This window comes from Paracoccus niistensis, from assembly GCF_042432925.1.
Classification (GTDB): Bacteria; Pseudomonadota; Alphaproteobacteria; order Rhodobacterales; family Rhodobacteraceae; genus Paracoccus; species Paracoccus niistensis.
Window position 1 is genome coordinate 1 of record NZ_JBHLWE010000065.1, and the last position, 11,495, is coordinate 11,495.

The window sequence follows — 11,495 nt, forward strand, 5'->3', positions numbered from 1 at the left end:
ATGCGTCGACCCCTCGCAGCCACCGTCATGTTCTGGCTATGAAGACAATGGGTCCTGAGCCTAGGGCCGTCCCTGTTCTTCGGGAAAACCGGCCTGCCCCCCTGCGACGCTGGCTTTCAAGCACGAGGGAGGACAACGCGACGCGCAGGCCGGTCCGGGGCCGAAGGGGCGCGGCCGACCTGCGGCATCCATCTCACCCGCTGCCGGTGCCGCAAGGACGCCGGCGCCCGGCTACAGCTTCCTGATCCGGCTGTCGTAAAGCAGCCCGGCCGCCTGGATCGAGGGATAGCCTGCCGAGGCGATGTGCGAATTGATGCGATGCAGGTCGCGCACGATGTCGATGAACAGCGCGCTTTTCCGCAGCGAGGTCCCCAGGGCTTCGGCCGTATTTCCAAGGTGGCCGCTGACGATCCTGTCCTCGATCCGGCGGAACAGGTCCTTCTGCCGCGCCAGACGGGCGGCCGCGCCCACGTCATTCGATGCCACGGCGGCCGGGATCAGCCGCAGGGACTCGGCTGTCACGGCGTGAAGCTGCGCGATCGCCTCGCGCTGGGCCGGCGTGAACTCGACATCCAGCCGGACCTTTGCCCTGATCCGGTCCGCCAGGCTGTGCTTGATGACATCGCCCGCATGCTCGAGATGGCTGGCAAACAGCATGATCTCCAGCGATCTGCGCTCCTCGTCGGGACTGAGCCTGGCGCGAGACAGCTGCGCCAAGTAGCCATGGACCGATCTCAGGTAATGCCCGATGCGGTCGTCCGTGGCTTCGATCTCCTTGAGCCCTTCAAGGCGGTGGGTGTCCAGCGCGTCGAAGGCCGTGGCGAACATCCGCTCCAGCAGCTCGCTCATCCGCACCGTCTCGACCGCCGCATTCGACAGGGCGGCGGGCGGGGACGAAAGCGCCGCCGTATCGAGGTAACGGGGCACTGACAAAGGATCGACGCGGCGCGGCGGGTCCGGCAGGGCCTGCGAGACCAGCGCGACCACCCGTCCCGACAAGGGCAGGAAGACCGCCGCGCAGAAGATGTTGAAGGCCACATGCAGGGCCGCCGCCACATTGACGGGGGCCAGCGGCAATTGATCGGCCGCACGGACCAGCAAGGGCGTCAGGCCCAGCAGGACAAGCGCCAGCGTGCCTCGGCAGGCCAGGTTCGAAAGCGGCAGGCGCCGCGCCTCCGCAGGCTGATCCAGCGTGGCGGCCACCGCCGGCAGGCCGCCGCCGAAGTTGACACCCAGAACGACCGGCAGCGCGCCCGCGGTCTCAAGGCTGCCGTTCAGAAGCAGGGAGGCGACGAGCAGCACGACCGCGAGTGTCGAGTGGCACGCCCATGCGAGGCCGGCCCCCAGAAGAAAGCCCAGCACCGGCTCTCCGGTGACCGAGCCCAGCACCTCGTGGAACAATGCGGCCTCGCGCAGGGGCGCGGTGGCGCCGATAATGCCCTTCAGGGCCAGCAGCATGAAGCCCAGACCCATCAGCAGGCGGCCGATGTTGCGGGGCCGGAACTCGGTCGAGGCGCCGAAGGTGACATAGCCCGCGAAAAGAAACAGGGGCGCCAGACCGGCCGCCGCCGATGAGCCCGAGGCGAAGATCCCCGAAACAAGGGCCGAGCCGACATCCGCGCCCAGAAGCACGGCAAGGCCCGTGGGGCCCCCGATGGCTCCGTTTCCGGCCAGCCCCGCCACGATCAGCGCCATCGCCGTGGAACTGCCCAGAAGCGCCGTGACCGCCACGCCGCCGCCGAAGGCTGTCACGCGACTGGACAGCCGCTGCTCGATGAAGCTGCCGAGCCGCTCGCCCCAGCCACGCATGACGGCGGTCCTGACCATGCGGACACCCCAGAGCAGCAGGGCCACGCCGCCCAGCAGCTCGACGATCATGGATGTGCCCGCGGCCATGCCGATCCCCTGTCTGGCGGACATCGGCCGTTCGCAAGGAGGTGCCGATGCGCCGCGTTGGTCCGGTCAGGGGGCGCTCAAAGCCCGTCGCTGTCAATCAGCCGCGCCGGGAAAGACGGCCCGCGCCCTTCCAGAGCATGGGCCCCGGTCACACCCGCTTTCCGGTTGCGACCGAAAACAGGTGCAGACGGCCGTGTTCCGGCAGGACGCCCAGACGGTCGCCCCGCTTGGCCGCAGAGTTGCCGGGCAGCCTGACCGTCATCGGAACGTCCGTGCTCTCGATCAGGCCATAGCCGAAAGCATCCGCGCCCAGCCGCTCGACCGAGCGCAGTTCGACCGGAATCGCGCCTTCGGTCGACTCGGTGACGCGCAGGTCCTCGGGCCGCAGGCCCAGCCGGAACTCTCCCGCGCCGGGCAGGCCCGGCAGGGGCAGGCGCCGGTTGCCCGGAAGGATGGCCGCACCCTCGCTGACGGTCACGGTCAGGATGTTCATGGCGGGCGATCCGATGAAGCCCGCGACGAACTCGGTGGCGGGACGCTCATAAACCTCCAGCGGCGTCCCGATCTGGTCGGCGATGCCCGCGTTCATCACGATCAGACGGTCGGCCAGCGTCATCGCCTCGACCTGATCGTGGGTCACGTAAAGCGTCGTCTGTCCGGTCCGCAGATGCATTTCCTTGATCTGAAGCCGCATCTGCAGCCGCAGCTTGGCGTCGAGGTTCGACAGCGGTTCGTCAAGCAGGAAGGCCGCCGGATCGCGCACCAATGCCCGGCCCATGGCGACCCGCTGCCGCTGGCCGCCCGACAGGGCGCGCGGCTTGCGGTCCAGATAGGGTTCAAGCTCAAGCATCTTCGCCGCGCGCAGCAGGCGCTCCTCAATCTCGGCCTTGGGCATCTTGGCGATCTTCAGGCCGTAGATCATGTTCTCGCGCACGCTCATGTGCGGGTAGAGCGCATAGTTCTGGAACACCATGGCGATGTTGCGGTCGCGCGGCTCCAGCGCGTTGACGACCTTGCCGCCGATCTCGATCGTGCCCGAGGAGATGCCCTCGAGCCCGGCCACCATCCGCAACAGCGTGGACTTGCCGCAGCCGGACGGGCCGACGATCACCACGAACTCGCCGTCGGCGATGTCCATCGTGATGCCGTGGATGACCTCCTGCCCGTCATAGGTCTTGCGCAGGTCGTTCAGCAGGATGCGGGCCATTCACTTCTCCGTCTCGACAAGGCCCTTCACGAACCAGCGCTGCATCAGCACGACGACAAGGATCGGCGGCAGGATCGCAAGGACCGAGGTGACCATGACAAGGTTCCAGGGGGTCTCGGCATCGGCGAAGGAGATCATCTTCTTCAGCGCGATGACGATGGTGTTCATTTCGTTCGAGTTGGTGACCAGCAGCGGCCACAGGTACTGCGTCCAGCCGTAGATGAACTGGATCACGAAGATCGCCGCGACGTTGGTCAGCGACAAAGGCCACAGGATGTCGCGGAAAAAGCGCCAGGGCCCTGCCCCGTCCACCCGCGCGGCTTCCAGCAGCTCGTCGGGGATGGTCATGAAGAACTGCCGGAACAGCAGCGTCGCCGTGGCCGAGGCGATCAGCGGCAGGATCAGTCCCGGATAGGTGTCGATCAGCCCCAGGTCCACCATGACCTTGTAGGTGGGCTGGATGCGCACCTCGACCGGCAGCATCAGCGTGATGAAGATCAGCCAGAAGCAGGCCATGCGCAGCGGAAAGCGGAAGAACACGATCGCATAGGCCGAGGCCATGCTGATCACGATCTTGCCCACCGCGATGCCGACCGCGATCAGCGTCGTGTTGCCGAGCAGCCGCCACAGGCTGACCCCGCCGATCTGCCCGATCCCGCCCGAAAGCGCGTCGCCGTAGTTCGCGAGGCCCTCGGGCCCCGGCAGCAGCGGCAGTGGCGGGCGCAGGATCGTCTGCGTCGAGTGGGTCGAGGCGATGGAGACGTAATAGACAGGAAAGACCACCAGGATGACCCCGAGGACCATCCAGAAATGCGCCCAGATCCGCGACGTCCCGCGCGAGGCGAAAGGGCTGTCAGCCATAATGCACCCGCCGTTCGATATAGCGGAACTGGACGGCGGTCAGCGCGATCACGATCAGCATCAGGATCACCGACTGCGCGGCGGAATCGCCCATGTTCAGGTTCACGAAGCCGTCGTTGTAGACCTTGTAGACAAGCGTCTCGGTCGCCTTGCCGGGGCCGCCCCCCGTCACTGCATGGATGATGCCGAAGGTATCGAACAGCGCATAGACCGTGTTGACCACCAGCAGGAAGAACGTGGTCGGTGCCAGCAACGGGAACACGATCGTCCAGAAGGCGTGACGGCGGCTTGCACCGTCAATGGCCGCTGCCTCTAGCAACGAATGCGGAATCGCCTGCAACCCTGCGACGAAGAACAGGAAATTGTAGCTGATCTGCTTCCAGGTGGCCGCGGCGACGACCAGGATCATCGCATGGTTGGGGTTCAGCAGCGGGTTCCAGTTGATGCCCATCTGCTTCAGCGGCCAGGCCAGCGTGCCGAAGCTCGGGTTGAACATGAACAGCCACAGCATCCCCGCGATGGCCGTGGCCACCGCATAGGGCCAGATCATCAGCGTGCGATACAGCCCCTTGCCACGGGTGATCTTTTCGGCCTGCACCGCAAGGAACAGGGCGATGGCCATGGGGATGAAGGCCACCAGCAGCGAAAACACCACCGTCACCTGCAAGGCGTTCAGATAGCTGGGATCGCTCAGCACGCGGCGGAAGTTCGCCAGCCCCACAAAGGTGGAACTCAGTCCGAACGGGTCCTCCTTGAGCATCGACTGGCGGAACGCCTGGCCTGCCGGCCAGTAGAAGAAGATCAGGGTGACCATCAGCTGTGGCGCAAGCAGCAACCACGGCAGGAGCTTGTGGGGAAAGACGGTTCTTCGCATCCGGTGTCTCTTGACGGGAACGGTCGCGGATGGGCGCATGGCCCATCCGCATTTCAGGGGGATGGCGTCAGCCGCCCACAGCCTCCCGGATCGCGGCGTTGCCGCGCGTCGCCGCGTTCTTCAACGCTTCCTCGGCGGTCTGCTGGCCGGCCAGCATCTTCTCGTATTCCTCGTTCTGGATGTCGCGCAGCTGCGGCAGGTTGGGCGCGCGCACGCCCTTCGAGTTCTCGGTCGGCGGCTTGCCCGACATCTGAAGGATCGGCGTCTCGCGGCCCGGGTTCTTCTCATAGAAGTCCGTGGCCTTGGTCGCTTCATACGCCGCCATCGTCACCGGCAGGTAGCCCGACTGCTCGTGCAGGAACTGCTGCACCTCGGTCTGCGAGAGATAGTTGAAGAACGTGGCGACGCCCTTGTAGACCTCGTCCGACTTGCCCGCCATCACCCACAGCGAGGCGCCGCCCGGCGTGGTGTTCTGGGGCGCGCCTTCGGCCGTCTCGTCATAGGGCAGCTTGCCGATGCCGTAGTTGATCCCGGACTTGACCACGTCGCCAAGGCCACCCGAGCTTTCGGTCAGGATGCCGCATTCGCCCGAGGTGAAGTTCTGCTTGGCTTCCGAGGTCCGGCCGCCGTAGACGAAGACCCCCTCCTTGGCCAGGTCGGCCAGCTCCTGGAAGTGCTTGACGAACAGCGGGCCGTCGATCTTCAGCTCGGGCGTGCCGGCAAGGCCGTTCTCGTTCGTTGCCCAGGACACGTTGTTCCAGGCGGCGAAGTTCTCGGTATGGATCCAGGTCAGCCAGGTCGAGGTATAGCCGCAGGTCGCAGCCCCGCTTTCCTTGATCTTGCGGGCCGCGGCCCAGACCTCGGCCCAGGTCTGGGGCGGTGCGTTCACGTCCAGCCCCGCCTTCTCGAAGATGTCCTTGTTGTAATACAGGATCGGCGAGGACGAGTTGTAGGGGAAGGACAGCATCTCGCCTTCGGGGGTCGAGTAATAGCCCACGATCCCCGGCAGATACTGGCTCTTGTCGAAGGTGAAGCCGCCGTCGGCCAGCACCTTGCCGACCGGCACGATGGCGCCCCCCGCGCCCATCATGACGCCCGTTCCGACATCGAAGACCTGCATGATGTCGGGAGCCTGGCCGGCACGGAACGCGGCGATGCCGGCGTTCAGCGTCTCGGGATAGGTGCCCTTGAAGACCGGCTTGACCACATAATCGGACTGGCTTGCGTTGAAGTCGCCGGCGATCTTCTCGACCACCTCGGCATTCGCGCCGGTCATGGCGTGCCACCATGAAATCTCGGTCTGGGCATGCGCGGCGAACGGCATGACGGCAAATCCGCTAAGCCAAAGGCTTGTCAGCTTCATGAAGTAGTCTCCCCCCTTGTGGTGTGCCTGCTCGGGAAGCCAGCGCGACTATCGCGCCGATCTCCCCTGCGACCGAGTTTGTCCCGGCATTCGGAGCCACCTTAAGCCGAGCGCCGCGGCCAGAGTCAATTCTTGCCGCAGGACGGCCCGGCACCCCCGCTCGGGCTGATGACCGCACGCCAGGCGCAAGTTGTTTCGGATGCCTGGTCCGATCCTCGGCGCGGCACGCCGCAGCCGCAAAAAATGCCTTCTGGACGCATGACGCGCAACTTTGCTACCTGCACGGCGCCTCAGACGAAAGAAATATTGCGCGGCCGAACCGGACCGTGATTGGCTGGCGCGGCGATCTCCTCGCAAGAGTCGTCCATCGCATCAAGTCTCGACAGGAGGTTTCCGATACTGCTGTCATGCCTGCTCGAATCCGACGGTCGCTTGTCCCAAGCCGAGCCGATGCCGTGAAAGAGAGTGGCTCCCTTGCCGCGCGTGACGCCGAACTGATCACTCCCGAGGATCTTCCCCTCTGGGTGCCGGGCGAGATCGTGACCGACAGCGGCAACCTGCGGTGGCGGGGCATAGGCCAGCGGACCTATCGGTATCGCGGTCTCGATGTCGAGATCCCGCCGATGGATCACTACATGATCGTCCACTACCTGCACGGGGTCACACCGATGGACCGGCAGGTGGGCGGGCGCTGGTCGCGGACGGAATGCCAGCCCGGCATTTTCTCGTTGCTGAGCTTGGCCACGGATTCCCACTGGCACTGGACGCAGCCGCTTGAAGTCTCGCATGTCTACCTGTCGGGCGAGGTTCTGGCGAAGGTCGCGGGCGACATGCAGGGCCGGGACGTGGCGCAGGTGACGCTGCACGACGTGCTGCATGGCAGCGACCCCACGCTGACCCTCATCGCGGCCGAGGTCCTGCGAGAGGTCCGGCGCGGTGGCGACGGAAGCCCGCTTTATGCCGAGGCGCTGTCGATCCAGCTCGCGGTTCACCTGCTGCGCAACTATGCCACCTGCCAGTTCCGCGAGAAGGCGCCGCGCCAGCTGACCCCTGCCCAGCGCCGGCGACTGGATGACTACATCGAGTCCAACCTGGAAGGCGCCCTGACGATCGAGGGGATGGCAATGGTCCTGGGGGTAGGCGTCTGGACCCTGAACCGCCTGCTGCGCAGCACCTTCGGCTGCTCGGCCCATGGCCTTGTCACCGTCCGCCGGGTGCAGCGGGCGCGGGCGCTGATGTCCAACCGTTCGCTGTCGTTGAAGCAGATCGCGGCGGCGGCAGGTTTTTCAGACCAGGCGCACATGACCCGCATCTTCAGGTCGCATCTCGGCACCACGCCGGGACGGCTGCGGGACGGCGGCGATCACCGGATGGTTCAAGGAACTGTTCCATCTGTTCAAGACGCGGCGGAGGGCGGTTCATAATCTTTCGTCAACCAAGGCGCAGATGCTGTCCTTGGCCGGGGGTCCGGGGAGGGACCCCCAACCCAGGAGGAGAAAAGGAAATGGCTCTGGATTCTCATCTCTCGCCGCAGGCCGAGGCGTCGGCAGGCCAGCAGGTGCTGGACGCGCTGATCATCGGGGCCGGGGTGGCGGGGCTTTATCAGTTGCACCAGCTGCGACAGCTCGGCCTCAAGGTGCGGGCCTTCGACACGGCCAGCGACGTGGGCGGCACCTGGTACTGGAACCGCTATCCCGGCGCCAAGTTCGACTCGGAAGCCTATATCTACCAGTACCTGTTCTCGGAGGATCTCTACAAGAACTGGTCATGGAGCTCGCGCTTTCCCGAGCAGCCCGAGATCGAGCGCTGGCTGGGCTATATCGCCGACAGCCTCGACCTGCGGCGCGACATCAGCTTCTCGACCACGATCACCAGCGCCGTCTTTGACGAGGACCGGAACCGCTGGACCGTCACCACCGACAAGGGCGAGGATTATGACACCCAGTTCCTGGTGACCTGCGGCGGGATGCTGTCGGCGCCCATGGCGGACGTGTTCCCCGGTCCGGACGACTTCAAGGGCCAGATCGTTCATACGTCGCGCTGGCCCAAGGAGGATATCGACGTCACCGGCAAGCGCGTCGGCGTGGTCGGCATCGGCGCCACCGGCATCCAGGTGATCCAGACCATCGCCGACAAGGTGGCCGAGCTGAAGGTCTTTGTCCGCACGCCACAATATGTGCTGCCGATGAAGAACCCCTCCTATGGCCCCGAGGAGGTCGCCGCGTACAAGGCCCGCTTCGAGGAGCTGCGCCAGACGCTGCCCAACACCTTCACCGGCTTCGAATACGACTTCGAGAAGCAGTGGAAGGACCTGACCCCCGAGGAACGCCGCGCGCATCTCGAGGATTGCTACGAGAACGGCTCGCTCAAGCTGTGGCTGGCCTCCTTCGGCGAGATGTTCTTCGACCCCGAGGTCAGCGAGCAGGTGTCCGAGTTCGTGCGCGAGAAGATGCGCGCCCGGCTGAAGGACCCGAGGCTCTGCGAGCTGCTGATCCCGACCGACTACGGTTTCGGCACCCACCGCGTGCCGCTGGAGATGAACTACCTGGAAGTCTATCTGCGCCCGAATGTCGAGGCGGTGCCGGTCAGGGACAACCCGATCGCCCGCATCACGCCCGAAGGGATCGAACTGGCGGATGGCACCCGTTACGATCTCGACGTCATCATCCTCGCGACCGGCTTCGACGCCGGGACGGGCGCCCTGACGCGCATCGACATCCGCGGCCGCGGCGGACGTTCGCTGCGCGAGGAGTGGGGCCGCGACATCCGCACCACCATGGGGCTGATGGTGCATGGCTATCCGAACATGTTCACGACGGCGGTGCCGCTCGCGCCCTCGGCCGCGCTCTGCAACATGACGACCTGCCTGCAGCAGCAGACGGAGTGGATCACCGACGCGATCCGCACCATGCAGGAACAGGGCAAGTCGGTGATCGAGCCGACGGCGGAAGGCGAGGAGGCCTGGGTCCGGCACCATGACGAGACGGCCAGCGCGAACCTGATTTCCAAGACCAACAGCTGGTACCTGGGATCGAACGTGCCGGGCAAGCCGCGCCGGGTGCTGTCCTATACCGGCGGCGTCGGCACCTATCGCCGCAAATGCGCCGAGGAGGCTGCGGCCGGCTATCCCAGCTTTGCAATGGCATGAACAGGACCGCGCCGGCGCGGGGAGGCGCCGGCGCGGCCGCACAACGGGAACCACAAGGGAGGACAGGATGAACGAGGACTTCAGGGCGGCGGCCGACCGCGTGCTGAACGGCGTCGTCAGCAGCAATCCGAGGGTGCCGGGCGTCGTCGCGATGGCGACCGACCGGCAGGGTAATTTCTACGAAGGTGCCGCAGGCCAGCGCAGGCTCGACCGCGACGAGCCGATGACGGTGGACAGCGTCTTTGCGCTGTTCTCGACCACCAAGGCGATCACCGCCACGGCCGCGCTGCAGCTGGTCGAGGACGGCAGGCTGGACCTCGACGCCCCTGCCGAGACCTATGCGCCCGACATCGGCACGCTGCAGGTGATCGAGGGCTTCGACGCGCAGGGCGAGCCGATCCTGCGGGCGCCGAAACGCAAGGTCACCACGCGGCAGCTTCTGACCCATACCGGAGGCTTCGGCTACGACTTCTTCAGCGAAACCTACAACCGGCTTGCACAGGACAAGGGCCAGCCGAGCGTGATCACCGCCTCGCGCGCGGCCATCATGACGCCCTTGCAGTTCGACCCCGGCGAGCAATGGGAATACGGCAGCAACATCGACTGGGTCGGCCAGGTGGTCGAGGGCATCACCGGCAGGCGCCTGGGCGAGGTCTTCCAGACCCACATCTTCGAGCCGCTGGGCATCGCCGACATGACCTTCGAGCTGAACGACCGGCTGCGGGCCCGCCTTGCAGGGATGCACACGCGCAATGCAGACGGCAGCCTCACCGCGACGGACTTCGAGCTGCCCGACAAGCCCGAGATCCACATGGGCGGGCACGGTCTCTATGGGACAGTCGGCGACTACATGCGCTTTATCCGCATGTGGCTGAACGACGGGCGCGGCGAGAACGGGCAGGTTCTGAAGCCCGAAACGGTGGCCATGGCCGAGCGCAACCACCTGGGCGACGCAAAGGTCACGATGCTGCCCGGCGTGATCCCGTCACTGTCGAACGACGCCGAGTTCTTTCCCGGCCTTTCCAAGTCCTGGTCCCTGCCCTTCATGATCAACGACGAGGCGGCGCCTACCGGTCGCCCTGCGGGGGCGCTGGGCTGGGCGGGGCTTGCCAACCTGTTCTACTGGATCGACCGGCGGAACGGCATTGGCGGCTTCTGGGCCACCCAGATCCTGCCCTTCGGCGACCCGGTGTCCTTCACGGGTTACATCGATTTCGAGACCGCCTGGTACCAGTCGCAGCGGCAGGCGGCGTGATCACGGGGGTAGGGTCGCCCCTGCCCCATAGGAACAATCGCTCAACAACAGGGAAGGACAGAACCGATGCCATGCTACCTGATCGCCGAGGTGAAGGTCACCGACGACGGCTGGATCCCGGATTACGCCGCCAGGGTCCACGACATCGTCGCGCGCCACGGTGGGCGCTACCTGTCGCGCAGCGGCAGGATCGAGGCGCTTGAAGGCGAGGCGCCCGATGCCTCGCTGGTGGCGCTGATCCAGTTCCCCTCGCGCGAGGCCGCGATGGAGTTCGCCGCAGATCCCGACTACGCGCCTTTCGGCCAAGCGCGGCAGGCAGGCAGCGTCAGCAACTTCTACCTGATCGACGACACCGATGTGGCGGGAACGATCCCCTATCTGGGCAAGGGATAAGCGCCGCAACCGGCATCCGGCAGCCTTGGCCGGGCCGGGGTCCTGCCCTGCAGACCGCCGCAGATCGCCCTGCGGTGGTCTGCCAGACCAAGAAGCCGGGCCGCTGCCCGACTCCGTGCTCAGTGCACCTCCGCGGAGGGGCGGTCATCGCAGAGGATGTTCTGGCTGATGATGTATCCGGCCTGACGGCTGCGGGTTCCTCATCTCGGTGTAGGTTCTCCGGTCCAGGTGGGTGTCAGCAGCCAGACCCGACCGGAACACCGGCGGTGACCACCTCCGCCAGAACCTACGCCACTTCGCGGGACAGCATTCCCCCTGTGGGCATCCGTGCCTTCATCCAAACTTTCAAAGGATGTCGTTGCTAAAAATAAAGGCACCTCAAAGTGGGAAGCGCATTGAAGATTGACAGGTGTCTTAGGGTCCTGACCCTAAGTTTCATGGCCAGAACATAACGGTGGCTGCGAGCGCGATGGCGCAGAGGAAGACCTTCGGGCATCT

The 11,495-nt window shown here is 65.7% G+C and carries 10 protein-coding genes; 5 read left to right on the forward strand and 5 right to left on the reverse strand.

Going from position 1 to position 11,495, the window contains the following annotated elements; all coding sequences use genetic code 11:
• Positions 1-231: 231 nt before the first annotated feature.
• The 5 genes from ACFFII_RS17360 to ugpB all read right to left on the reverse strand — a co-directional run bounded on the left by ACFFII_RS17360 (position 232) and on the right by ugpB (position 6,201).
• Positions 232-1,920 (reverse strand): Na/Pi cotransporter family protein, encoded by a 1,689-nt coding sequence (locus ACFFII_RS17360; protein WP_377700132.1) that lies wholly within the window; start codon positions 1,918-1,920, stop codon positions 232-234.
• A 124-nt stretch (positions 1,921-2,044) separates the two neighbouring features.
• Positions 2,045-3,103 carry a sn-glycerol-3-phosphate ABC transporter ATP-binding protein UgpC gene (gene ugpC, locus ACFFII_RS17365; RefSeq protein ID WP_377700133.1) on the reverse strand — a complete coding sequence of 353 codons (1,059 nt, stop codon included), beginning with the start codon at positions 3,101-3,103 and terminating at the stop codon, positions 2,045-2,047.
• The gene (ugpE, locus tag ACFFII_RS17370; RefSeq protein ID WP_377700134.1) at positions 3,104-3,964 is read right to left on the reverse strand and encodes a sn-glycerol-3-phosphate ABC transporter permease UgpE; all 861 of its coding nucleotides are present in this window, start codon (positions 3,962-3,964) and stop codon (positions 3,104-3,106) included.
• Positions 3,957-4,838 carry a sn-glycerol-3-phosphate ABC transporter permease UgpA gene (ugpA, locus tag ACFFII_RS17375; RefSeq protein WP_377700135.1) on the reverse strand — a complete coding sequence of 294 codons (882 nt, stop codon included), beginning with the start codon at positions 4,836-4,838 and terminating at the stop codon, positions 3,957-3,959. The genes ugpE and ugpA overlap by 8 nt, the downstream gene beginning before the upstream one ends.
• Positions 4,839-4,905: 67 nt before the next feature.
• Positions 4,906-6,201, reverse strand: coding sequence for a sn-glycerol-3-phosphate ABC transporter substrate-binding protein UgpB (gene ugpB, locus ACFFII_RS17380; RefSeq protein WP_377700136.1), 1,296 nt, complete (start codon positions 6,199-6,201; stop codon positions 4,906-4,908).
• 168 nt (positions 6,202-6,369) lie between these two features.
• Here ugpB and ACFFII_RS17385 point away from each other — a divergent pair, with 168 nt between their 5' ends.
• From ACFFII_RS17385 to ACFFII_RS17405, 5 genes are all read left to right on the forward strand, one after another.
• Complete coding sequence (locus ACFFII_RS17385) at positions 6,370-6,531, forward strand: hypothetical protein (protein ID WP_377700137.1); 162 nt, start codon at positions 6,370-6,372, stop codon at positions 6,529-6,531.
• A 125-nt stretch (positions 6,532-6,656) separates the two neighbouring features.
• A complete protein-coding gene (locus ACFFII_RS17390; RefSeq protein ID WP_377700139.1) occupies positions 6,657-7,625 on the forward strand; it encodes a helix-turn-helix domain-containing protein in 969 nt (322 codons plus the stop codon).
• Positions 7,626-7,705: 80 nt separating this feature from the next.
• Positions 7,706-9,349: a flavin-containing monooxygenase gene (locus ACFFII_RS17395; protein WP_377700140.1), complete on the forward strand. Its 1,644-nt coding sequence runs from the start codon at positions 7,706-7,708 to the stop codon at positions 9,347-9,349.
• 67 nt (positions 9,350-9,416) lie between these two features.
• On the forward strand, positions 9,417-10,604 hold the full coding sequence (gene acmB / locus ACFFII_RS17400) for a methyl acetate hydrolase AcmB (RefSeq protein WP_377700141.1): 1,188 nt from the start codon (positions 9,417-9,419) through the stop codon (positions 10,602-10,604).
• A 66-nt stretch (positions 10,605-10,670) separates the two neighbouring features.
• On the forward strand, positions 10,671-10,997 hold the full coding sequence (locus ACFFII_RS17405; protein WP_377700142.1) for a DUF1330 domain-containing protein: 327 nt from the start codon (positions 10,671-10,673) through the stop codon (positions 10,995-10,997).
• Positions 10,998-11,495 lie beyond the last annotated feature (498 nt).